Below are 25,385 nucleotides of genomic sequence, written 5' to 3' on the forward strand. Positions count from 1 at the left end.
AGCTGAGTCGACAGGGCCCGGATGGAGTCGGACGTGCTCGCCTGACAGGCTGAGGCGAGCGTGAACTAGGTCCTCTCGCTACCATGCCCGGCGTGAGTGATGACTCTTCTGCGATGAGCACCGGGCGCCTGGAGGCGTTCAGCGATGGCGTGTTCGCCATCGCGATCACCTTGCTGGTGCTCGAGATCCGGCTGCCCGAAGGCTGGGAAGAGGACCTCGGGGGCGCGCTGATAGGCCTGTGGCCGTCCTACCTCGCCTACGTGGTGACGTTCCTGCTGGTGGGGATGATCTGGATGAACCACCATCGGATGTTCCACTTCATCCACAGGACTGACGGCATGTTGCTGGCCCTCAACGTGCTCCTCCTGATGGATGTCGCCTTTCTGCCGTTTCCCACGCACGTGCTGGCCGAGGCGTTGCGCAGCGAACACGGCACGCAGATGGCCGCCGTCTTCTATGGAATCGTGCTGGTGATCGGCGGCATCTTCTACAACGCCGTGTGGTGGTACTCCTCGTTAGGACACCGCCACCTCGGCGGGCACATCACCCCGGCGGAGGCCCGCTCGTTGCGAATTCGCTGGGGCATGGGGCCGGTGCTCTATCTCGTCGCGACCGTCATCGGCGCGTTCAGCGCGATAGGCGCGCTCGTGTTCTACGTGTTGCTGCTCGTCTTCTACATGTTCGACATGCGCCCCAGGCGAAAGGCCACGTAGCACCCACCTTTCGCCTGGACATCGCGCTGCGCCGGCTCGCTGCGTGGGCCCATTTCTGAGCCCTTGCTGTACGGGCGGCGCCGTGCGTCAGTGCTTCGCGGCGCAGTCGTAGAGGGTGGTGCCGCCTCCCGTCATTGGACTGTTCGGTGTGGAGGCGGCGGGAGTTCCCCCATACGCGGCGGCGGGGACTTCGGTGCAGTTCTCTTTCAGCCATTGCGAGCGGTGCGTGCTCGCCCCGCCCATCATGGCGCCGAAGCCGCTCCGACCGGATCCCAGGACGAAGCGTAGTTGCCCCGAACTCGTCCAGTCCTTCAGTTGTTGGACGGTCGGGGCGTCGTCGATGCCGATGAAGCCGCCCATGCCGATGACGGTGGCGTCACTGTTGAGGATGAAAGTGGAGGCGAACATGGCGCCGCCCTCGGTGGCGAGTTTGATCCGGGCGGAGCCGGACTGCTTGACGGCATAGTCCAGGATCTTGCGCTGGTCGGGGGCGAGCTCGGCGCCGCCTCCCAAGAGCCCGGGTGGCATGCCACCGGTCCCGCCAGGAAAACCCCCAGGAAATCCTTCGGGGAGCTGCATCCCTTCCGGGAGTTCCATGCCTTCCGGGAGCTTCATGCCTGGTGGGAGTTGCATTCCTTCTGGGAGTTCGAAGCCGCCCGGAGCCGGGTCGCCTCCGCCTGCCCCGCGGCCGAAGGGCATGGTGGGTGGCCCCGCGGTGGGGTTGGCGCCGCCCATCGCCGACGTGGTGCCGGGGACGCTGATCGCCCAGGCTGCGGGCGCCGTAAGCACCGCCAGGACCGCGATGCCGAAGGCGGCGGGCAGCAGTCGTCGCCCGGCGGGCAGCCGTCCTCGCCGACCCGCGCACAGAAGGAGCAGGACGATTGCCACCACTCCGGCCGCACCCACAAGCCACGCCACCCAGCCGTTCCAGGACGGGACCCGTGCGATCACGACATAGGCCCAAGCCGTGGTCACCGCGACGGCCCCGGCCCCCAGCGGGAGCGCCCAGCGAGCCCCCGCCCGGTGGGCACGGGCCAACGTCGTGGCGAAGCCGGCGGTGACGGCGGCGACCGCCGGGGCCAGCTGTGTCGTGTAGTACGGGTGAAAGGTCCCCTTCTGAGTGGCGAACACCAGGCCGCAGACCACCAGCCAGGTTCCCCACAGCACCCACCCGGCAGCGGCGAGCGGCTCACCGGGCATCGTGACCCCACGCCAGCGCAGTACGGCGCCAGCCACGGCCAGCACCAGCGCCACCGCGCACAACGGCAGCAGCCAGCTGATCTGCCCGCCGACCTGGTCGTTGAAGAGCCGGCCCAGGCCGGCCGCTCCGCCGAAGGAGATGCTGAAGCCGCCTGGGCCGTCACCGCCGAGGATCCGGCCGAGGCCGTTGTAGCCGATCACCAGGTCCCAGGCGCCGCCGTCGGTGCTGCCGCCGATGTACGGACGGTTCGCCGGCCAGAGCGCGACCATGACGATCCACCACAGGGAGGACACCACGAGCACGGCGCCACCGATCAGCAGCTTCCCGAGCCGGCCGAGCCAGGGGCCGCGCGCGCCGATCAGCCACGCCGCCGCGAAAGCGGGGATCACCATCCAGGCGGCCAGCATCTTGGTCATGAAGCCGAGGCCGATCAGGAACCCGGCCGCGCACAACCACCTCAGGCCGGAGGTTGTCCGTATGGCGCGGGTCAGCGCGTACGCCGCCGCCACCAGCGTCAGCACCAGCAGGGTGTCAGGGTTGTTGTCGCGGTTGATCGCCACCGTGATCGGGGTCAGCGTCAGAACCAGCGCGGCCAGCAGCCCCGCCGCCTCGCCTGCCCACAGGCGTACGGTCCGGTGGAGCAGGAACACCGTGGCGATACCCTCCAGCACCTGCGGAAGGATCATCGCCCAGCCGTGCAAGCCGAAGATCTTGGTGCTGAGCACCTGCGGCCACAGCGCCGCCGGTGGCTTGTCGACGGTGATCACGCCCGCCGGGTCGTACGCGCCGAACAGGAAGTTTGTCCAGCTCTGGCCCATCGACTTCACGGCGGCGGAGTAGTAGCTGTTGCCCCAGCCGAGGGAACCCAATGCCCAGCCGTACAGACCGGCGGCCAGGAGCAGGATCACCGCGAGCGCGGCCGGAGCCGCCCAATCGGGGAGTGGGCGGCCTGCGGTGGATGGCGGAGTCATCTCGTACGTCACTCTCTAGAGGGGGGTGGTGCGGCGGAAGACGGCCAGTCGCAGCACCAGGAAGCGGACGACGGTGACCAGTACGGACGAGGCCGTGAGCACCAGCGTCTCGGCCGCGGCCGACGCCTCGGGCTGCACCTCGCGGAACAGCAGCACGGCGGCGGAGGTGACCACGTACCCGATCACGAACAGGAGGCCGGCTCCCAGGTGTGCCCGCCCGGCCCCCGTACCGGACCAGCGGAAGGTGAGGCGGCGGTTGGCCTCGGTGTTGAGCACGGTGAGGACGAGCAGCGACACCAGGTTCGCGAGCACGGGCGGACACCACGCGCGCAGCAGCCAATACAGCAGGGCCTGACCGGCCGTCGAGAGCACGCCGATGGCCACGAAGCAGCCGACCTCCCAGGTGATCCGGGAGCGTGCCCTGGTGGGGGCCAGTACGGCGTCGGGGTGTTCGGCGGCCGGGGCGGGGCGACTCGGCAACGGGGCACGCGCGGCGCCGGACGCCTTCATGCGGGCCACCCGCCACAGCCCGCGCAGATCGTCCGTGGCGGTGCTGACGACGTCGACCCGCGTGTCCACGTCCTCGACCCAGTCGACCGGGACCTCGTGGATGCGCAGCCCGTTGTGCTCGGCGAGGAGCAGCAGTTCGGTGTCGAAGAACCAGGCGTCGTCCTGCGTCCTTTCGAGCAGCGGGCCGAGCACGTCCGTACGCGCGGCCTTGAAGCCGCACTGCGCGTCGCTGAACCGGGCGCCGTGAGTGAGCCGGATGATCGCGTTGTAGCAGCGGGAGATCAGCTCCCGGCGCGGTCCGCGCACGGTACGCGCGCCGGGAGCCAGCCGGCTGCCGATGGCGAGATCGGAGTGACCGCTGGCCAGCGGGGCGATCAGCGGCATCAGCGCGTCCAGGCGCGTGGACAGGTCGACGTCCATGTAGACGACGATGTCGGCCTCGCTCGCACCCCACACCGTACGCAGCGCGAGCCCGCGCCCTTTCCTGTCGAGGTGGACCACGTTGGTCCCGGGCAGCTCGGCGGCCAGTTCCCGGGCCACCTCCAGCGTCCGGTCAACGCTCGCGTTGTCCGCCACGGTGAGCCGCCAGGGGAAGGGCATCCACTCACGGAGGTGTGCGTGAAGGGTACGCAGGCACCCGGGGAGCGCCCGCTCCTCGTTGTAGACGGGGATGACGATCTCGACCGTGGGATTCGGTAGCTTCGAGGGCTGGAAATCGCGGAGGACACCCCAGCCGCGGGTCGTGTTGGTCATCGATGCCCTCCGGAAGCAGCTGCCAGCTCCACGGGGTTCTCGGCGATGGGCGGCACGGGGGGTCGCGGCGCACGTCTGGCCCGGATCTTCTCTTTCCGGCTCTCGACCATGGTGTAGAGGGTCGGGACCAGGAGCAGCGTGAGCAGCGTCGAGCTGATCAGCCCGCCGATGACCACGATCGCGAGCGGCTTGGAGATGAACCCGCCACCGCCGGTGATGCCCAGAGCCATCGGCAGCAGGGCGAAAATCGTGGCCAGCGCGGTCATCAGGATGGGACGAAGCCTGTTGCGCCCGCCTTCCACGACGGCCTCATGCAGCGGCATCCCCTGACGGCGGTACTGGTTGATCAGATCGAGCAGCACGATGGCGTTGGTGACCACGATGCCGACCAGCATCAGCAGGCCGATCATCGCCGCCAGCCCGAGCGAGGTACCGGTGATGAGCAGCAGGCCGATCGCGCCCGTGGCGGCGAACGGGATCGACACCAGGAGCAGCAGCGGCTGAATGAGGCTGCGGAAGGTGGCGACCATGACGAAGAACACCAGCGCGATGGCCGCCACCAGGGCCAGTCCGAGGCTGCCGAAGGCTTCGTCCTGGTCGGCGCTGGCACCGCCGACGGAGTAGGTGGCGCCGGCGGGCAGGGTCAGCTTGGCGAGCCGGCTGTCCAGGTCCGCGCTGATGGCGCCGAGGTTCGCGCCGGTGCTCTTACCGGAGACGGTGACGGTACGCTCCCCGTCGATCCGGCTGACCGAAACGGGCCCGTTGACCTGCTTGACCTCGGCCACGTCGGCGAGTTCCCCCTCGCCGGGAAGGTCGAGCTTGCGCAGCTCACCGAGCGAGACAGGCGCGTCGCCGGTGTCCACGACGACGTCGGCGGTGGTGCCGTCGAAGGTCAGCTGGGTCACGGTGCTGCCACGGAACGCCTGGGCGACCAGCTGGCCGACGGCGGCCTCGGTCAGGCCGCGCTCCGCGGCCTCCTTGCGATCGACGGTGACGTCGATGCGGGGCGCGGTCTCGGCCAGACCGCTGGTCACCTCGGTGACGCCGGGGATGGCCGACATGGTCTGCTGTACGACTCGCGCCGCGTCGCTCAACGTGTCCTGCTCACTGGCGTGTACCAGGACTTCGAGTCCGTCGCCGCCGAACCCGCCTGTCTCGCCGATGCTGATCTCTCCGGCGTCGGGCAGCTTGCCCAACTGGTCGCGCAGGGTGTTCTCCACGGCCGCAGTGTCACTGCCGTTGCGCAGGGTGAGCGAGTAGCTGGCGCGGGCCGTACCCCCACCGCCTCCGTTTGAACCGGCGCCAGCGAACCCGACGCCGCTCGCGCCACCCACCGTGACCTGGTACGACTTGACCGCGTCGAGACCGATCAGGACCTTCTCGACCTCCTTGGCCTTCGTGTCGGCCGCGGCCAGGGACGTGCCAACGGGCAGGTTCTGGGTGATGTTGACGGTGTTCTGCCCAGCGTTGTCGATGAAGCTGGTCTCCAGCCGGGGGACCAGGGCGAGTGTGCCGATGAGGATCGCCAGAGCCCCGGCGACTGTTGTGAGCCGGTGCCGGGTGGCGAAGCGGATCACCGGGACGTAGGCGCGCTGGAGCAGGCTGCGGCGTTCCTTCTCTTCCGCCTTGTGCCGGTCACCGTTCTTCGGCGGCTTCAGGAACCAGTAGCTCAGCACCGGTACGACGGTCAGCGACACCAGCAGCGACGCGAGCAGCGCCACCGTGACGGTGATGGAGAACGGCCCGAACAGCTCGCCGACGAACCCACCGACGAAGGCGATGGGCAGGAACACCGCGACGGTGGTGAGGGTGGAGGCGGTCACCGCACCCGCGACCTCGCGTACGCCGTTCTCGATCGCCTGCTGTTTGGGCTCGCCGTAGGAGAGGTGGCGTTTGATGTTCTCCAGGACCACGATCGAGTCGTCGACGACGCGGCCGATCGCGATGGTGAGCGCGCCTAGGGTGAGCATGTTGAGCGAGTAGTCCCAGGCCCACAGTGCGATCAACGCGATCAGCACCGACAGCGGGATGGAGACGGCGGTGACCAGCGTGGAGCGTACCGAGAACAGGAAGACCAGGATGATCAGTACGGCCATGGCCAGACCCAGCAGTCCCTCGGTGGTCAGGCTCTCGATCGACTTCTCCACCTCCGGCGCCTGGTCGTAGACGATGGTGAGGGCGGCGTCGGTGCCTAGGGCGGTGGCGAGGGCGGGCAGCTTGGCCCGTACGTCCTCGGAGATCGACACGGCGTTGCCGCCGGGCTTCATGGTGATCGAGACGCCCAGGCTGGGCTTACCGTCTGTTCGGGTGAGGGTGGTCGCTTCGGCGAGTCCCAGCTTCACGGTGGCCACGTCGCCCAGCCGTACGGGCTTCGGCTTCTCGGCTTTCGCGGTGGTTGGGGCGGCCTGTGGGGAGCCCGGCCGCTGATTCTGGCTTGCGGGCTGGGCCTGGGCCTGGGGCTGGGATGCCTGCGCGGCGGGGGCGAGGTACAGGTCCTTGAGGTCCTTGATCGACTCGAACCTGCCGCCGACCTGGACGCTCAGCGTCGTGTCCGCATGGGTGAGGGATCCGGCGGGAATCGGCTGGCCCGCGCCCTGGATGGCGGTGGAGATCGCGCTGGCGTCCAGCCCCTTCTTCTTCAGCTCGTCGGCGTCGGGGGTGATGGTGATGACCTGATCCCGGGTACCCGTGACGGAGGCCTCCTTGACCCCCTCGATGCCGGTGAGCGTCGGGACCACGTGGGTGGACAACTGCTCGGCGAGCCGCTGCTGCGACTTGTCGGAAGCGGCGGCGAGCTGGATGACCGGCAGGTCATCGGTGCTCCCCACGACCACCTTCGGTTCCACGCCGTCCGGCAGCCGGTCGGCCAGCCCGCTGACCACCTGCTGGATCTTGCTCTGCGCGTCGTCGATGTCGGTACCGAAGTCGAAGGCCACCTGGACCGTCGAGCTGGACTCCCGCGAGGTTGAGTTCACCCCGGTGACGCCGGTGACCCCGCGTACGCCCTCCTCCAGCGGCACCGTGACCCGGTCCTCGACGATCTCCGGAGCGGCGCCGGCGTATGCCGCCACGACCGACACCTGGGGGAACGACAGGGAAGGTAGGAGTTGTTGCTGCAGCGCCGGGGTGACGTAAACACCGAACCCGAGCACCACGACCGTGATGAGCGCGATGAGCCCCCGTTGCGCAAGGCTCAACCTAGCCAGAAACGACATCTTTCCACTTCTCTTCGCATGGGTGTCAGATCGCACGGTGCGCGGGAACGGGCGAGCCAGAGAGGACGCACTTGGGGCGCTACCTCAAGCTTCGGGGCGTCGCTTTGGGCGGACGTCCGCCTGGAGGAGGGTTCTGATCTGCGGCGATCGCAGTAGGCGGGGGCGCGGGCTACTGCGTTCGCGGTTCGTGGGCGATCAGCTTTTTGTTAGTCGGGGGCGCCGTGGGCCCCGACTTCGGTTTGCGGGTGATCAGGGGGTTGCGGTGGCCCGCGCCTGTGGTCTCTATTTGGGGGCGATCAGCGGGACTGGGGACGGACCAGACCGGTCTCGTACGCGATGATCACCAGCTGGGCGCGGTCGTGTGCCTTCAGCTTGGTCATGGCCCGGTTGACGTGCGTCTTGGCGGTCACTCGGCTGATCCCCAGCAGATCGGCGATCTCGTCGTTGGTACGCCCGTGGGCCACGAGAATCATCACTTCACGTTCGCGCTCGGTGAGCACGGCCAGGTCCTCGGGCACGTGCTGGGCTTGGACGCCACGGCCGTCCAGGAAGCGGGTGATCAGACGTCGGGTCGCCAACGGCGACAACAGCGCTTCGCCCCTGGCCACCACCCTGATGGCCTCCTGCAACTCGCCGGCCTCCACACTCTTGCCGAGGAACCCGCTGGCACCCGCCTGGAGCGCGGCGAAGACGTACTCGTCGATCTCGAACGTGGTCAGAACCAGCACCCGGACCCCGGCCGTGGCCTCATCGCAGGTGATCTCCCTCGTAGCGGCCAGACCGTCCATTCCAGGCATGCGGACGTCCATCAGCACCACGTCGGCCATGGTCTCCCGTGCCAGCCGTACGGCGTCATGACCGTTGGCGGCCTCGCCGACCACTGTCAGGTCGGGCGCCGAGTCGATCAGCACCCGAAACCCCGCGCGGACCAGCGCCTGGTCGTCGGCCAGCAGCACTTTGACGGTCATGACCTGTTCTTCCTTGAGACGGGGAGCACGGCGTGCACCCGAAACCCACCGCCGTCCACGGGCCCGGCGACGAAGGTCCCATCGACCGATAGGGCCCGCTCCCGCATACCGATCAGCCCGTGACCGGTCCCGTTCCCGTTCCCGTTCCCGTTCCCGGAGGAGATCCCACCCGCATCACTCCGACCGTCGTCGGCCACATCGACGATCACCTCGTCGGTGGCATAGTCGATCCGCACGGTCGCGGTCGCCCGCGGCGCGTGCTTGCTCACGTTGGTCAGCGCCTCCTGAACGATCCGGAACGCCGCGAGATCCACAGGAGCGGGCAACGGCCTTGGATCGCCGTAGATGAGCCAACCAAGCTCCAGCCCGGCGGCGGTGAAGGAGTCAACCAGTTCAGGCAGCCGATCCAGCCCCGGCGCGGGCTCGGTCAGGAGCTCCTCCCGGCTACCCGGCCGCCGCAGCAGCCCCACTGTCGTCCGCAACTCATCCAGCGCCTCCTTGCCCGCTTCCCGGACATGGCCCAGCGCCGTACGGGCCTGCTCAGGTTCGGTCGCCAGCAGATGCGAGGCCACCTGCGCCTGTACGTTGATCAGCGCGATGTGGTGGGCGAGAACATCATGCAACTCCCGCGCGATGTACAGCCGTTCCTCCATCACCCGCCGCTCGGCCTCCTCCTCACGCGTCTCCTCAGCCCTGCGCGCCCGCTCCTCGATGGCGGCCACATAAGCCCGGCGGCTACGCAGCGAGTCCCCGACTGCGGTGGCCATACCGATCGACGCGATAGGTGCCAGCATTTCGGGCGTCAGCAACGCGCTTCCACCGAACACCACCCTGGCAACGGTGACCACAAGCGCGGCAAGCCCTCCATAGGCCCAGGCGTGCCGGCGCGGGACCCGTGAGGCCACCGTGTACACCGCGATCGCCGACCCCAGGTTCAACGGACTCCGCCCGTCGTCGACCACGGCGGAGGCAACGAACCCGGCGACCGTGACGGCAAGAACGGCGCGCGGCCATCGCCGCCGAAAGACCAGAGCACCGCAGACGACCGAAGCCAGCGCGAGGTCGTACGCGGTGAGGGACCGTATCTCACCGTGCCACTCGGCCCCCGGCGGCGGGGGCCCGCCCGGCGCCAGCAGGGTCATCGCATAGACGCACACGGCCAGGATCGTGTCGGCCACATAGGGTCGGGAAAGGAGCTCCCGTCGCAGCCAGGTCACCGTACGCACCTCTAAACGTTAGGCCTGACCTGGGCGAATTCCCTCATCCCGTGGTACCCATCGGCTCTACTGCGACCGTAGTACGGTGGGGCCGAGGTTCGACGAAGACAGCCGATTCGTGCCTGGGACGATGGTCCCGGAAGGCGAACCGGAGCACCCTGAAGGTCGAGCTCGTGCATCGGCAACCACTTTCGTACCTGGGCAGAGGCTCGGCTGAAGATCGCGACCTGGATCGCGGACTTCTACAGCGTCAAGCGCAGGCACAGCCCCAACGAGGGGCTTCCGTCTGTCACATTCGACGTCTGATGATCGAAGAGGGTCAAGCATCAACGGCGCTGCTGAGGGCCGCTGCGGCATAGGACCGACTCCACGGTTTTCGGGGGATTGACGCCGCAGATCGGTCATTGTGAGTTCATCATGCTGTTCTAGCTACATACCAACGCCTCACAAGGGCCGGAGCGGTTCACTCGGGATCGAATGAGAGAGTCCAGTTTTCAAGGCCGTGGATCTACGATGCGGAGCATTTCGATGAAGCCCTCCACTCTCGTGAGGGTCTCCTCATCCAACGGGTCGGGAGCGAAGTGCATCAGTTCGTTGCGAACCGCCCGGATGAGTTCCAGTAGTTCAAGGAAGAGCGCGTGATCGAGCGGCCATTCCAGCCGGTTCCAGCTCGCGGAGGAGGCGAGCAGATGCTTGTACGCCCCTAGCATTAGGTCGTTCGCCGAGCTGACCCGGGCGGCCAAGCGTCCGGGCGCGGCCTGCCGGAGTTCGTCGACGGTGAAGACCTCATCAGCTCGCCTTCTCAGGCGCCGCTCGGCCTCCTCCACCAGGACGAAGGGCCGGGCCAAATTACCGAACTGCTGTGTCAGATCGGCTGCGGTGATGATGCCGGTCACTTTCTTGTGGGAGTCGCAGACAAAGACAAAGCCCTTATTGTAGATCTCGCTTACTTGGCTCAGCAGGTCTTCGTGATGGTCGACCAAACCGGCGGTCCGGTCAACCGCGTCTGAGACGGTGCGGAGCTTCTGGCCTCGCATGGACGCCTTGCCGATGGACTCCCAGCTCAGGGCGCCGCGCAGGGTCCCGTTCTCGTCGATCACGGCAAGTTGTGAGTACTTCCCGCTCAGCATCTTGGTATGGGCAATCTTGAGCTCGTCCTCCAGGCGGACGGAAGCCACGCCCTTATTCGCGGACTCCAGGACGCCGACCCGCAGGGTGATTGCGGGCAGGTCTGGGGCGTCCTCGACGTCGGGTTGCAACGACAGGCTGGGAATCTCCTTGGCGCTGTCGGGCTCTTCGCCGACGGGGAGGAGTTCGATGACGTTGTCGAACCAGCCCTCAGTGAAGGACGGCCGCGTCGTCACCCCCTTGGCGACGAGATCCGCCTCGATGCGGGCCACCGATGCCGAGGTCCGGCGGGTGACTCCCCAGCGCTTGAGAAACTCGCGGATGGTGAGCCGGATCGGTTCACCCGTGCTGTTGGCGATCACTCCGTCGAGAAGCTCGTGAGGAGTGGCGAAGCCTTCCAGCATGACCATCTCGTCCGGCGTGGGACCGGGGTCGACACCCTGCTCGGCAAGATGGGCGATGCGCCGAGGGGCGCCGAAGCGGCTGAGGGCGCAGATCGTCAGCAGGGAGCTCATGCTGTTGCGCAGGTCCTGCTCGATGTCGCTTTTGGCGATGTCCGTACGCAGCCATTCCACCGGTCGCACCTGGCGGAAACCGGGGTCGGCGTCGCCCTCATAGCGGTAAGGCCCAATGACCCGTCCTAAGGCGACGTACGGACGCGACTTCAGCGGGCACACGATGAGGTCGCCCTCGCGGACCTCCCGGAGGAAGCGCCACAACTGCCCCGTCCAGTTGGACAGCGTCGCCTTTCCCTCGTGGGAATAGTTCTCCCCGACCAGTGCCGCTATGTCCGCCCGGCTCTCGCAGGCGCTGAGGTCGCCCAACTCCGACCAGCCCAGGATCACCAGCCCTTCGTTCAGGGCAACGCTCTCTCGCTGCCCGGTCTCACCGAGTCGAACCAGCCACGCCCGCGACGTCATCGGTACCGCTTCCCTCTATCCACTTTGCACGATCAACGTAACACCAACCCCTGCGCCTTCGGCTCGTCTATTGCACTGTGAGAAATGAAGCACACCGATTACTTCGTGCCCACCATCCTTTTTGAGGTCGCGCGGGAAGTCTGCGTCGTGATGAATCAACCCATATGCTTGTGCTGTGGAACTCCCCGATCTTCGTCGCGAAATGGTCCTCGGCGGCATGGCAGAGTACGACGCGATGGGTTGGGACGCCGACGAGTTGCTGATCACGATGCTCCCCCCGACGTCCGCCCCGCTCGACAAGCAGCTACGCCTGCCGTGAGCGAGCAGAAGCGCCGGACACTGTCGAAGTCGTCCAACTATCTCGATGCGCTTGCGACGGCGCTGCGAGACCTCGGCGGGGCGACGACCATCCCTCACGAGCTCACCCAGAACGCTGATGACGCTGGCAACGCCACCACCATCAGATTCGCGGTGACCGACGAGGCGCTCACGGTCTGGAACGACGGCACCTTCACCGACTGCGGAGAGGACAGCGACAGCTGCCCCTTGCCGAAGCGATGTGACCTTCACGCCTTCCGCCGGTTCGCTGGACGCACCAAGGCGAGCGACGCATCGACAACTGGGGCTTTCGGGGTCGGCTTCACCTCGGTCTACCAAATCACGGATGCTCCTGAGCTTCTGTACGGTGATGAGCACTGGATTCTTGACGAAACTGCCCAAGAGCACCAGCGCCTCCGCTCATGCGATGGGCAGTGCGCCAGAACGCACGGAGGGCCAGGAACAACATTCGTTCTGCCGTGGGCCCGCGCCGCCAGCCCGCTTCGGCAGAAACTCGAGGTCCCGCCGGTAAGTGACGAGACGATCGCGGAACTTGAGACGGCGCTCATCGATGACGCTCGCGCCACGGTGCTGTTCCTGCAGCACGTGACCAGCATTGAACTCGAAACCACGCAGGGTAGGTTCTGCATCGAGCGCGAGGAGGCCGAGGATGGGTTGGTCGTTCACGATGGGGCCTCCAGCACGCGGTGGCTCACCATTCAGTCGGATTTCCAGACGGATGCTCGCCTACTGGTGGAACGTGTAGCTGGCTTCATCAATCCGGAGCGACCCACGACCGTCACCATCGCGGTGCCGGTCGGCCAGAGCCTCAAGTCCGGCGTGCTCTATGCGACGCTGCCGACCCAGACCTCCAGCGGACTGCCCGCCAACGTCAACGCTGCGTTCTTTCCCAGCACTGACCGGAAGTCAGTCCGCTTCGAATCCTCCGGGTATCAATCGGAGTGGAACTATGCCGCCATCACCGCGGCAGCACGAGGCCTAGCGAATGAGGCAGGGAGCATCGCCGACCGGCTCGGCGTGCCGGCGTTCTGGGAGTTCCTCGGCGGCATCACGGACCTAAGCCGGGGGGTAGGAACCGATCAACCGAACCACGCTGCGACGTACCTCAACGCCTTGCGCCAGGTGGTCCCGCGCCTTCCCCTCGTCACGACGATAAGCGGCGCATGTGCGCTACCGAAAGACGCGCTGCTTCCGGCAGAGACAGAGCTCTACGAGTCCGGCGAGGTGCTGGCCAAGATCGGCCTGCCGGTCGTCGCCCAGCACCTGCACCGTCGCCTGCACACGCACAACATGTACACGGCGTATGGAATACGCCAGTTGACCGGCCGGGATGTCGTCGAGCAACTCAAGTTCAAGGGCATCACCGAAGCGTTCGCCTCGTCAGACGGTCCGCTCGACCGCGATGAACTGATCCAGACTCTCAACGCGCTCAACCGCATCCAAGGAAAGGTCGCCAACCTCGATGGCGTCGGCCATGTGGCGATCGTTCCTTGTCGCAAGGGCATGGTTGCGCCGCCGTCACAGGTGGTGTGGCCAGCATCGAAGAATGACGGCACCCTATTCGAGCTCCTGGTCGACGATCTGCTGATCGCAGACGTGGAGACGATCGAGACGCACTGTCCGGGGCTTCAGGAGGCATGTCCGCCGCTCGACGTCGCGTGCGCTGCACGCATCCTGCAGGAGGTAGAGGCCGAACCGCTCGGCATACTTGCTGACGGTCTGCTCGAATGGCTCAACCGCAACCTGGCTGGGATCGTCGACACCACAACTCGTCAGAAGATCGCCGAGCTTCCCATCTTCCCGACCGCCTCCGGGTTCGCGCCCTTGACGAAGCTGTCCCTTCCGAACGACTTCCCAGACCCGATCGGGGTCGCGAGCCTGGTGGCCGGCACCGTGGCGCGCGACTATCGCAGACTTCTAAGTGCGCTTGGCGCGCGGCCACTCGACATCGTCGACTACATTCGCCTTCACGCTCTCCCGGCAGCAGAGGCGGGGCGAATCTCCATCGACCAGGCGACCGAACTTCTCAAGCTCATAGCCGTGCACCAGGCGGAACTCACCAGTCTCCAGAACCGGCTTACGTCAGCCGCGCTTGTGCCCTGCACGGATGGACGGCTATACCCCGCGCCGGAGGTACACCTGCCGTCTTCGGACATATCGACGTTGGCCCCCGCCCTTCCCGTCGCACTCACCGCTGGCTTAGCTCCCTCGGTTCTGGAGTGGCTCGGCGTGCGGAAGCTACCCTCCGACCACGCCCTTATCGTGGCAGTTGAAAGGCTTGCCAGCGGCGACGAAGATCCGGACGCCTCCGTCGTCGGGGCGGTGTTGCGGACACTCCGGGCACGTGATGATCTGCCGGAGAGCCCACCTGAGTTCCTAACCGCGCGACGATGGCTTCCACTCAAGCGCGGCGGACGTGCGAAGCCCAGCGAGGTGCTACCCACCAACGCCCGCCACTTGTACGGCACTCAGGGCAACGAACTCGGACTGGCCTCGGACCTGCAAAGCCGCTTCTACCAGCGACTGACCTGGCTCGGCATGCCGTCGTCTCCGCCGGTAAGGACGGTCGTGGCCCACCTCCAACACTGCGCGGCCACCAAGAGCGAGATGAACTCTGATGTCTATCGGGTGCTGAACAACAACGCAGAGCATCAAGCCGTGAGGCAGCTGCGCGGGACGCGGTGCGTCTACGTCGGGGGAGGACGCTTTGTCCTGCCCGCGACGGTGTTCTGGCAGCAGCCGCCCTTCGGCAGGTGGGGCACGGCACTCTCCGAAGACTGGCTCCAGTACAAGCCATTCTTCGACGTCGTCGGCGTGAAGCAAGAACCTGGACCGACCGAGATCGCGGCCGTCCTGAGAACGATCCTTAAAGACTACGGAACGGACCTGGTAGACGAGGAGGGCCAGGAAGCCATCCACGGCTGCTGGAGCCGGCTGTCTGACCTCCTGGATCACACAGAGGTCGACATCGTCCTTTCAGCGCTGGGGCGCATCCGCTCAACCCTTGATCCCCGCGGACTCCTGGCGCGGCCGGACGAACTCTTCTTTGAAGACAGCCGAGCGCTCCACAAGCGTTTCCCGCAGCTGGCTCACAACGTGATCCCTCGTGTCCATGGCACCTGGCCGGCTCTTACCCAAGCCGGAGTGCGGAGGGTCGAAGAACTCATCAAGGCCAAAGTGGTTGAGGTCGATACCCGGGTCGACACCGACCTCCCGGCCACGATCGCTGACCGCATGAGCGCCCTCCGGCGGGTGTTCGACGACGACCATGTCCTCGGTGAGCTGCAAGAGCTCACGATCCTGCGCGCAGCGCGACTTCTGGTTTCCTACCGCGCCGAACTCTTCGGCCACTCGTACGAGATCGGCCCGGAGCCCGCTGATGCGATCTACCTGCCTGATGAGGGCCATCTCGTGTATGCGGACAGGGCTTCGGACCGAGCACTTGCACGAGAACTTGCTCGCGCCATAGCGCCTGACGACGACCCCGGTCCACTCGCCATGAGGCTTGAGCCCATCCTGAGTGCGATCTCGTCCGACGAGGCACACCGGGCACTCGACGACTTCGGCATCGCGAAACTCGACACGACCGAGCGCGAAGCCGCATGGAGCCCTACGGCAGACGTGGACGACGACGCCATCGGGGTCGAAGACTTCGTGCACGATACGCCAACGGCTGCCAACACCGAGGGCTACGTCGTCGGGAGCAATAACGGCGAAGCCGTGGAGCCAGCTGGAGACAAAACTTCAGACGACCAGAAGGAGCACCTCCGCGGTACGCGCACGGGCGGCAGCAGCGGAACGGGAACGGGAACGGACGAGCGAAGGCGCAAGAACAGCGGATCGGATACCCGGACCGGGCGACAGACCCGCCTGCGCACCTACGTCGTGGAGGTCGACGAGGACGAGGGGGATCGCGGGACCATTGGTGACGAGGCTCCAGACCTGTCGCCGATCGACATGGCTGGCGTAGCACGCGTGTTGGAGTATGAACGCAAATGCCGCCGCGATCCCCGCGAGATGACGCACAGTAATGCGGGCTTCGATGTCGAGTCGTACGACAAGCACGGCGAGCTTGTGAGGCGGATCGAGATCAAGTCGACGGGCGGTCACTGGTCCACCGCCGGCGTCATGATGTCGTGTCGTCAGCATGAGCAGGCAGTCGAAGATGGAGACTTGTTCTGGCTCTACGTCGTAGAGAACGCTCAGAACGATGATTTCAAGATCCACCGGATCCAAAACCCTGCTGGCCGGATCGGTTACTTCGGATTCGATGGTGGCTGGAAGGACGTAGCGGAACCGGACGTTGAGCGCGACGAGTCGGGAATCCCGATCGCTCGCTCGATGAGGGGCTTGCTCGGTCAATCGCCGGGACTTTCATCGGCTGCCGACTGATGTCAATGTCCCGTTGCCGCGCCGACGGATCCGACGGCACCGACGGCCAGTGGCGGATCGCCCGCCGCACCGCACCGGACCGGATCATCTCCACCGTCGATCCCGAGACCCGCCACATCCACAAGAGCGCGCACCAGCGCGAGGACGGCTACAAGGGCCACCTGGCCGTCGAACCGGAGACCGGCCTGTTCACCGCCGTCACCTTGCGCCCCGGCGCCGGGGCACAGCATCACGAGGCCGCCGTCGCCCCGGACCTGCTCGCCGACGAAGACGGCCCGCTGCAGATCCTGGCCGACGCCGCCTACGCCAAACTGCGCGCCGACCTGACCACCGCCGGACACCGGCTACTGATCAAGCCCCCCGCACTCAAACCCGCCATCCCCGGCGGATTCACCCTCGACGACTTCACCATCGACACCGGCGCCGGCACAGTCACCTGCCCCGCCGGCCACACCGTCCCCCTCGCCGCTACCAGCAACGCCGCGCCACCTTCACCGGCCTGTGCGCCGCCTGCCCCCTCCACGACCGCTGCACCACCGCCAAGACCGGCCGCATGCTCACCATCCGCCCGCACCACGACCTCCAAGCCGCCGCCCGCCACCAAGCCGCCACCGACCCCACCTGGCAAGACGACTACCGACGCTGGCGACCCATGGTCGAACGCGCCGTGGCCCGGCTGATGGCCCGCGGCAACTGCCGCCTGCCCTACCGCGGCACCCACGCCAACGACCGCTGGCTCCACCACCGCGCCGCCGCCCTCAACCTCCGCCGCCTGGTCAACCTCGGCCTCACCTACCTCAACAACACCTGGACCCTCACCCCAACCACCCCATAGACGACCGACGGGCCAGCTCATACCGACCCACCCACCAAGATCTTCAGGACGCTCCTAGTGCCAGGATCCAGTCGTCACGCAGTGATGCCCTCGAACCTCGAGGATCTTGCGGAAGTCCTGTTGGCGGTGCGGGAGGCCATGGACCAGCATGATCTGACGGGCGCCGACCTCGTCGGCGATGTCAAGGAGGCCCCGCTTGTCGGCATGGGCGGACAGGCGCATCATCTCGATCCGCGCTCGGAGTGGGATCTCCTTCGTCGTGCCGTGATCGTCGATCGTCAGGTGGGAGGCGCGGTCTTCGACGAGTCTGAGCAACCTGGCGCCGCCCGATTCCTCATCCTGGTATCCGGACAAGAACAGGGCGCTGCGCGCTTCGGGGAGGATCCTGGCCGCCCACTCGACGGCTGGCCCTCCCGTCAGCATGCCGGAGGTTGTGATCACTACGCCGGAGGTGAACAGGTCCAGGTGCTGCGGTCGTTCTGCTCGGTTGACGTTGCCACCGAAGATGCGCAAGGGCGAGTGCCGGTCCCCTGTCACGCTCTCGAAGGACGACGTCAGATCGGCTGCCATACCATCGAGCAGCGCCGGCACATGCGGTAGATGGGCCCGCATGATCATGGCGAGCTCCTGTGCGCGTCCAAGCGCGAAGGCCGGAATGAGTACGCGGCCCCCGGCCGTGTAGACGTCCTCGACGGCCCGGACCAGGTCCTTGACTCGGGTTTCCCGGGAATCGTGCTCCTCGGTGCAGCACGTGGACTCCATGACGAGGAGGTCTGCCTCTCGCGCCGAGTCCGGAATCGAGTAGCCGTCCACGGTCTCCTGGCGGAAGCCCGAAATGTCGCCTGTGATGACCACCCGCTGGTCGCCGGCCTGTACGACGACTCCAGCTGCGCCGAGGATGTGCCCGGCGGGGAAGAGCTCCACGGTGAGATCGCCGATCGTGCGCACGACGCCGAAAGGCACCTCTTCGCAGCGGTGTGTGGTCATTTCGACGGCGTCACGCTGGTAAAGCGGCTCGCTGTCGGAACCCCATCGGCGGTGGAGACGCTCCCGTTGGCCCATGAGTTTGGCCGAGTCAGCCCACATGCGTGGCATCAGCGCGGTGGTCTCGGGCGTGGCGATGATGCGCAGGTTCGGAAGGCGCGTGGCTAGGGCGGGAACGTACCCGCAGTGATCCGTGTGAGCGTGTGTGATCACTACGGCGTCGATGGGCTCTAACAGAGCCTGGCCGATGTGACGTGGCGGACGTACCGGATCGCCTGGGATCAGTCCGGCGTCGATCAGCAGGCGGGTCTCTCCTGCTTCGATGAGCACGCACGAGCCGCCGATCTCGGTGGCGCCTCCGAGAGGGCGCACGCGTAGACGCCGTTCTCGGGAGACGGTCACCCGAGGGCTCTCCGGCTTATTTCGTGGCGGCGAGATGATCGCCTGTAGGGCGGCGACGAGGGAATCCGGCGTGATCCCGGCTACCTCGGCGGCCACCAAGACAGGGGGCTGGCTTTGGACATCGGCGCGGGTGTTGCGCGGATCGCGCGCCTCAGAGGTCTCACCGGTGGCGTCAGGAGATCGCTGGAGGGCGCCGAGCAGGTTTGAGGCGAGGACATGTGGGTCGTGTAGTCGGCGCTGGAGCGCCGCGACCTGAGTGTCCAGTTCCTCCGCGCGCTTCTTTGCGTCGGCGAGCGCGTTGCGGGCGCTCCGCAGGTCCGCGACGGAGTGGTTGCGGCGACCCTTCTCCGTTTCCAGCTTGCTCCTCAGCCCGCTGACCTTGCTGTGGTGGCGAGCACGCAGGGTTTGGCGAGCCGCTTCCTCCCGACCGAGCAGTTCGAGCAGTCGCAGGCCAGCTTGTACGACATCATCGTCGGCGGACAGAACCAGGCTGCTGACCGCCTGGAGATCAACGTCATCACGACGGATCTCTAAGGCGTCGCGGATCCTACTCCGTAGCCCGGGTACCTTGGCCAGCGCATCGGTGATCAACTGGCGTCGTTCGGTGGCGAACCGCTCTGCGTCATGCCCCTGCCCGGCCAAGCCCGGCCGTGACAGGAGCACACGCGCTGCCGCTTGGAGGATCGGTATGAGGGGGTCGGAGATCACTTGGGGAGCCCCATCTGCTGAGTAGCCTTGGTGAGAACGGGCTCGAGCATGAGCTTCCCGTCATCCTGAGGGACCAGCGCACCGAGGATGCGCAGCACCTCCACCAAGTCCGCGGTGGAGATATAGCCCTCCTCCTCCAAGCTGGCCTCGGCCAGTGGATGACCGGCGTCCTCCGACGCCAGGAAGTCGGCGAGCGTTTCGGGCGTATCACTGTCGGAGAGCTCCACGAGCATGCGCCAGGCGGAGCTGATCGCCGTGCTCGATAGCACCCCGGTCGACTGGACGAACTGCTCCGGTTCCCGTTCCAGATAAGCCTGGCAGGAGTCCAGGGCATGATCGCGGTCGGCGTCGCCATCAGTAAGCATGTTGATCACCTTGCTGATCAACAGTGGCCATCCACCGGTGGTCCGGAGCAGAGAAGCTCGGTCCGGATCCTCCTGGAACCCGAGTCCGACCTCATACATCCATTGCCGAACGGCGGGACGATTGAACCGCTGCAACTCGATGAGCTCTGTCGCGCCGGCCAGCAGGGTATTTCCGCCCTCACCGGTTGTTGTTCCACGACCTGCTGAAAGCCAGAAGGAGGCGTGCTCGGGTGGTGCGATCATCGCGATGGCGATCGTTCCCCGAGTTGGCGCGGAGAGCGCCCTGACCGCCTTTCGATGCATGGTGGTCGTCGTCTTGTGCGACAGTCCGGTGAGATTGACGATCACGACATCGTGGTCCGGGCCCTGCACGGCACGTTGTAGCGCTCCCTCGAACGTGAAACCACCCGGCTCCACACGCCACGTCTGGGCCTGTTTGTGCGTTTGTGCCGCCTCTTCGAGAGCCGCGGCGACTCGGTCGACCTGCAGCGCTGGGGATCCGGCTATGAGGTGCAGCACATTACGCGGGCTGAGTAGCCGCGTGACCTGGCCACCAGTTAGCGGGGAGCACTCGTCGTTGGACTTGTAGGAGTGGCGGTACGACTGAGCGTCGAAGGAGTCGGGGCGCTCGAAGGTGTCGGCTTGCGCCAGCACGGTCTCGACCTCTTCGGCTCCGCCTAGCAGGTTGAGAATATGCGGGGTACGCAGCCGGTAGCTTTCACCGTCAGCTGCGAGTACGCCCAGGTTGACACATTCTTCGAGGAGGCCGAGGAAACCGTCGTTGGTGGAGTCCCTGAACCCCTGTGGCCACCATTCCTGGCACTCGATCCGCAGTTCGCTGGCCGTCAGCCTGACGTCGGTTCCCTCATTGAGCGCGCGGAACGCCACGGAATAGGCGATGACCTTGTACCGCTTGTCCAGGTTCAGTGTCCACTCGAAGCGATCGCGGAAACCACGTGCGAGTTTGTTGTCCCGCCACACCTTGTCCACATCCTCGCGGGTGATCTCGTACGGCACCGCCGCGTGAATGGTGGAGATCCGACGCAGCCTCGTCAGAAGGGCGTCCGCGAACAGCTGGATCAGAGCCGGGGCGTTATTCGCTTCAGCGATGACACGTGCCGCCAACCGTGAAGTGAAGCGGAATCCCAGTGCCTGTAGCGGCTTGGTCAGAAGACTGTAGGCGTCCTGGGGGTCGAGCGGTCCGACCGCTATGGGAGTCCCCAAGTGGGTGATCGGCTGGTTGGAATAGCTCTTGAACCGGGCCGTCTGGTGGAGGCCCGCGAAGACGACCTTGACGCGATAGTCCGTATCCACCATGAGGTTGCGCAGCGCCATCACGTTTGCGAAGCCGGCGTCCCTGGCGTCGGTGTTGAGGAACTCGTCGGCCTCGTCCAGCAAGATCAGCAGCTGCCTGACGGGATCGGCCCCGAGCCACCCCTTCACCCCGTCGCAGATCTCCTTCGGATCGGTCAGGCTGGCCGCAGAACTGGGCAGTACTTCGGCCTCAGCGAGTTGTCCTGCGAGCATCTGCCAGAGCGATTTGACGGGTGTGATTCTGCCGATGGTTTGGATGATCGCGGAGATGACCTTCCGGTTTTCGTCGGTCTTGCGGACGTTCCGTTCGGCTTTGCGCAGCAAGGCCGATTTGCCGAGCTGACGCCCGCCGTATACGAAGGAGGATCCGGTGCGGCTGGTGACCTCGTGTAGCTGGTCCAGCCGCCCGTAGAACATTTCCTCGGGAACGTCGCCGGTAGGCGCGTACGGGTTGGTGGAGGTGAACGGGGCCAGCAAACTCACGGTCGACGTCCAGTTGGCCTCGGGCAGGCAGGCGAGGTAACTGAGCGCGGTGTCGTCGAGCACCGCCGCGACTGGCGCGGGCCGTCGCCGACTCGCCGCGGCGAGTTGGCGACGCTGCTCTGTTGTAAGGACGCCGAAGTAGAAGACCACCACGGTCTGATCTTCGGGCTGATCCTTGAGCCACTCGATCACCTGCTGCGGTCCCGGAGACTTCCACACCAGCAACAGGCGGAGCCGGTCGCCCGACGGGCTCATCCGGGATCCGAAGGAAGGCAGGAGCGGGTCGCCGATCGTCCGAACCCGGTTCAGCGTGATCCAGATCCGGTTCTGTTCCTCGCGGGATGGCTCCTGATCGCCTTCGAGGCCGATCATCTGCAGTACCCCGGTGACGGCGCTTCTGAAGTTGCCCGCGGACTTCGGTCCCTGAGCCATGTGCTGCCAGACGCGCAGCCCGTTCTCGGAGACCCCGCGTCGGCCTCTGGGGATGGCGGAGATCGACAGTCCGGCATGGAGCAGGAGGCTGCTCAGAGCGGAATCGTCTATCTCGTTGCCGGTGTGGAGCGCGTCCTTGAGCTTTTGCAGCCATCCCGCGCCTTCGCGGCCCTTCTGCTTGCCCGGCAGCCTGGCGGACATGGCCTCGAACGCCGAAGGAAAGTGCGGAAAGTATCGATCCAAATGATCGACCGTGTCAGAGATCTCTGGAAGCTGTTTGCCGGCCTTGGCCTGCGCGAGGAACTCACGGGCGGTGGTCAGGTCACCGCTTTCAATGTATATTTTGATCCGTTCGTGGACGGCGGCGACGTCGGTGTTCTCGGCGCTGATGCTGCTCAGGGCGGTGAGCTCGGCGGCGAGCTGCTCCCCGCGGATCTTGGCGACCTCCTGCTCCAGCTGACCCAGGGCATCGGAGATGGCGTCGAAGTCGTCGCGGTCGTCGTTGCCGAGCGCCTGCAGCCTGGCGGCGAACCGAGTGGCGACTACCTCGGGCAGCACGCCGTCCCGCCGCCATTCCGCGATCCGGTCCTGGATGTCCTCGATCCGGTTGTCACGGCCGTGCCGGGCGGCATCGACGAGTTTCTCTCTCCGCCCGCGAAGCTCGGTGGCCAGTGTCGGGTCGTAGTGCCCCAGCACGGAAAGCAGAACCCGGGTACCGGCGTGGTCGCCGCGATCGGCTCTGGCCTCGAAGGTGGCACGCCAGTCCCGGTTGTCGGCCGCGCAGGCGGCCAATAGGTCGGAAAGTGCTGGCTTACCCAACGGGCTGGCAGTGTCCCCGTTAAATCGGATCGCGGGTGATAGGAGCAGGTCGGCGTTGAGCACGTGCGTCGTGGACGGCTCCGTCTGCCCAAGCGCGCCGCCATCCAGCAGTCGCAGGGTGTCATCGACGAGCATTGAAGCGCCGACCGCTGCCGCGGCGATGAGCGGATCGGCGGAGTTCGCCAAGCCCGCGAGGTCTTCCTGCGCCTGAGTCCTGTTGCGGTTGACGACCGTACGCAGCTCATTGAGCGGCTTTACCACCCAGGAGACACCGGCGTCGTCCGTCTGAAGCGACTTCACCTCGCGTATCGCCTTGACCCAGTCCGCCACGAGGTCCAGCGCTCTGTCGATCTTCTCGACGAGCTTGGCCCTGGCACTGGAGTGGATGTGGTTGCCTCCCTTGCGGGAGGTCCTGGCCTTGGTCGTTGCATCGATCAACCGGTCGATGGCGTCTCCGGTGCGCAAAGCGTCGAGTTCCTGAGTTACCTCACGCACCCGGGAGGCGTCGTCCTGGGCCGCGATGGACAGCAGCCTGCCTGGGCTCGGGCTGGTGCTCTCCTGCAGCAGGGACTTCCAGACTTCGGTGGCCAGGGCAAATTTGATCTTCTGGGACGGGCCGTCCTCCAGGAATCTGGCAGCGGCAGCAGCGGCGATCTCTCGATTGGCTTCCGCCTGTGACGCGTCGTGCATCCGCCCGGACAGTCCCGGCACCAGGTAGGCGCCGGCCTGCGCCATCGCGCTGAACGCCTCGCCGTATGCGGCAAGCCCGGGGTAGGGCGACAGGGCAGAGGAGAGTTCGTCGAGCAGGTCGGCCGCCTCTGGTGTCGGGTGGATCAGACCGGTGCGCAGCGCGGCCGCCCACACGAGCAACTGGCCGGGCGTGTCGTTGCTGAGAGCCTTCATCGACACCTCGCGGGCGCACTTGGTGAAGGCAGCCGACAGACGGCCGGCGAACTCGCTCATGTTGGCGGAGATCGCGGCACATCGCCGCGCGTTCACCTCGGCGGGCGGTCTGCCCGTGGTGTTACGCAGCCAAGCCGCCAACCCGAACCGTCCGGCGCGGAGCGCGAGCGCTTCGGCTTCGGCCACGTCATCTGTGATGCTCGGGCCGTCAACGGCCAGTGCGAGGGAGGGCACCCGAGCCGGTTCGGTCAATGGCTGGTCGGGCGCGTCCTGTGCGGCTGGAGTGGGAGACTGCTCCCGCTCCGACTCAACGGCGGTGCGTCCCTTGGCCGGTCGTGCCGACTTCGCCTTTGCTAGCTGGGCCTGATGGTCATCTAGGAACGCGTCCAGGTCCGCCAGATCGTCCTTCTCGGTCGGCTCCGGCTCGACCTCCAGGGCGGGTGTCTGCGGCAGTGCCTGTGGCTCGTCCCCTTCATCCGATGGGGGGTTGTCGTCTCCATCGGCTCTGACAGGAATTGGGGGGACGGTCAGCATGCCGCGTGCTGCGGCCGTGGCCAACGGCACCCAGTGGCTAGGCGCCTCCTCCCGGAAGCGTTCCTCCAGTTCGACCACCTGCATGATGGCCTCATCATCATCTGCCAGACGGATGAGCTCAGCAAGGATCTCCAGGGCAGGCGATTCGACGACGGCCGCCTCACGAACCTCCTGAAGCAGTCCTTCTAATTGAGGTGGGCCGCTGAGATGAGCGAGCGCGTGAATCTCCTCACGCGGCGCCTCGGCCGACTCGAGGGTGGTGAGGAGCTCATTGAGGGCACCGGTGGTGGGTGCGGCGATCGGGGAGCCCTGCGCGGACTCCAGCCTCTCCCGCAGCCCGTCGAAGTCCTGGATACCGCGCATGATCACGTCGATGTCCCGGCCCGAAGGACGTGCACCGTTGACGAACGCCGCCCGCGCCTGCTCGGCGGCGTCGGCCGCGCCCAGAAACGTCTTGCGCAGTAGATCCAGCTCTGCCCGCAGAGCCTCGGCCGTGAGCGGAGCGCCTTCTCGGCTGTCCTCATAGAGGGCCATCTCACTCCTATCGAGAGCGTTATCCTCGTCGTCGGCCGGCGTGACCTCCGCAGGCGAAGTCGATTGCGAGGGAAGTGCCAGCGCGATGTCTCTGAGCTGGGGCAGCGAAATCGGTTCGTCGGGGAGTCCAGGGTGGCGAGCGCGAAGCTCGTCCCAGGCCGAACGAACCGCCGTCGCTGCGGCGGACCCCAGGCGCTCGTGAGAAGGGGCGAGAAATGCGAGCGCCATGGGGGACAGGGGTACGTCAAGCCGATAGATCTCGGTGAGGACGAGATCCGTCAGGGAATCGCTCAGATCTCTGGTGCTCACCAGCATCTTGACGAACGCGTGAGCCTTGGCGAGGGCGGCTCCGGCCGAGGCGTGCTTCATCAGCTCCGCGCACTCGTTCCGGGAAAGGTCGTCGTGGTTCTCGAACGCGAAGATGAAGGGCAAGCTCAAATTGCGGATCAGCGAGGCACGTCGCCGTTTGTCTTTGCCACGCAACGCCCCGGCGAGAGTGGCAGTCGCAAGATTGGTGATCGATCTCATGTCACGAAGCCCGACATGGCTCAGAATGCCCTTGCGAAGCTGCGTGGGATAGGCGTGGATCGCGAGGAGATCATCCTCTGTAACCCCGGCTGCCGCACCCGCCGTTATTAGCTCAGCCTGCCCGAACGCGTCGAGGTCGCTGACTCTGCCCAGCGGCCTCGAGTGCGGCCCATGAAAATTCTTTGTGCTGGAACGCTGCAATGTGTCGCCGCCCTTC

The 25,385-nt window shown here is 66.3% G+C and carries 12 protein-coding genes and 1 pseudogene; 5 read left to right on the forward strand and 8 right to left on the reverse strand.

What is annotated here, in order from left to right; genetic code table 11:
* Positions 1-92 precede the first annotated feature (92 nt).
* Positions 93-713, forward strand: coding sequence for a TMEM175 family protein (locus AB0H88_RS46380; protein WP_357655737.1), 621 nt, complete (start codon positions 93-95; stop codon positions 711-713).
* Positions 714-800: 87 nt separating this feature from the next.
* Here AB0H88_RS46380 and AB0H88_RS46385 read toward each other — a convergent pair whose 3' ends face one another.
* The 6 genes from AB0H88_RS46385 to AB0H88_RS46410 form a co-directional block, all read right to left on the reverse strand.
* Positions 801-2,885, reverse strand: coding sequence for a glycosyltransferase family 39 protein (locus AB0H88_RS46385; RefSeq protein WP_357655739.1), 2,085 nt, complete (start codon positions 2,883-2,885; stop codon positions 801-803).
* Between the two features lie 15 nt (positions 2,886-2,900).
* On the reverse strand, positions 2,901-4,148 hold the full coding sequence (locus AB0H88_RS46390; protein WP_357655742.1) for a bifunctional glycosyltransferase family 2/GtrA family protein: 1,248 nt from the start codon (positions 4,146-4,148) through the stop codon (positions 2,901-2,903).
* A complete protein-coding gene (locus tag AB0H88_RS46395; protein ID WP_357655743.1) occupies positions 4,145-7,363 on the reverse strand; it encodes an efflux RND transporter permease subunit in 3,219 nt (1,072 codons plus the stop codon). The genes AB0H88_RS46390 and AB0H88_RS46395 overlap by 4 nt, the downstream gene beginning before the upstream one ends.
* A gap of 296 nt (positions 7,364-7,659) precedes the next feature.
* Complete coding sequence (locus AB0H88_RS46400) at positions 7,660-8,331, reverse strand: response regulator transcription factor (RefSeq protein WP_357655746.1); 672 nt, start codon at positions 8,329-8,331, stop codon at positions 7,660-7,662.
* Complete coding sequence (locus tag AB0H88_RS46405) at positions 8,328-9,548, reverse strand: histidine kinase (RefSeq protein ID WP_357655749.1); 1,221 nt, start codon at positions 9,546-9,548, stop codon at positions 8,328-8,330. Before AB0H88_RS46405 ends, AB0H88_RS46400 begins: the two co-directional genes overlap by 4 nt.
* Before the next feature lie 494 nt (positions 9,549-10,042).
* The gene (locus AB0H88_RS46410) at positions 10,043-11,596 is read right to left on the reverse strand and encodes a hypothetical protein (protein WP_357655750.1); all 1,554 of its coding nucleotides are present in this window, start codon (positions 11,594-11,596) and stop codon (positions 10,043-10,045) included.
* Between the two features lie 175 nt (positions 11,597-11,771).
* Here AB0H88_RS46410 and AB0H88_RS46415 point away from each other — a divergent pair, with 175 nt between their 5' ends.
* The 4 genes and pseudogenes from AB0H88_RS46415 (at position 11,772) to AB0H88_RS46430 (ending at position 17,162) form a co-directional block, all read left to right on the forward strand.
* Complete coding sequence (locus tag AB0H88_RS46415; protein ID WP_357655753.1) at positions 11,772-11,915, forward strand: hypothetical protein; 144 nt, start codon at positions 11,772-11,774, stop codon at positions 11,913-11,915.
* Positions 11,912-16,327 (forward strand): DUF3883 domain-containing protein, encoded by a 4,416-nt coding sequence (locus tag AB0H88_RS46420; RefSeq protein WP_357655756.1) that lies wholly within the window; start codon positions 11,912-11,914, stop codon positions 16,325-16,327. The genes AB0H88_RS46415 and AB0H88_RS46420 overlap by 4 nt, the downstream gene beginning before the upstream one ends.
* 5 nt (positions 16,328-16,332) lie before the next feature.
* Positions 16,333-16,653 (forward strand): annotated as a pseudogene (locus AB0H88_RS46425) (transposase); the annotation flags it as partial.
* Between the two features lie 173 nt (positions 16,654-16,826).
* Complete coding sequence (locus tag AB0H88_RS46430; protein ID WP_357655875.1) at positions 16,827-17,162, forward strand: transposase; 336 nt, start codon at positions 16,827-16,829, stop codon at positions 17,160-17,162.
* A gap of 54 nt (positions 17,163-17,216) precedes the next feature.
* Here the strand turns inward: AB0H88_RS46430 and AB0H88_RS46435 are convergent, their stop codons facing one another.
* Entirely contained in the window at positions 17,217-19,211 is a 1,995-nt protein-coding gene (locus AB0H88_RS46435; RefSeq protein ID WP_357655758.1) for an MBL fold metallo-hydrolase, read from the reverse strand.
* A 41-nt stretch (positions 19,212-19,252) separates the two neighbouring features.
* Entirely contained in the window at positions 19,253-25,168 is a 5,916-nt protein-coding gene (locus AB0H88_RS46440) for a hypothetical protein (protein WP_357655760.1), read from the reverse strand.
* Between the last annotated feature and the right edge of the window lie 217 nt (positions 25,169-25,385).

Origin of the sequence: Nonomuraea sp. NPDC050680, from assembly GCF_040654555.1 — a bacterium.
Taxonomy (GTDB): domain Bacteria; phylum Actinomycetota; class Actinomycetes; order Streptosporangiales; family Streptosporangiaceae; genus Nonomuraea.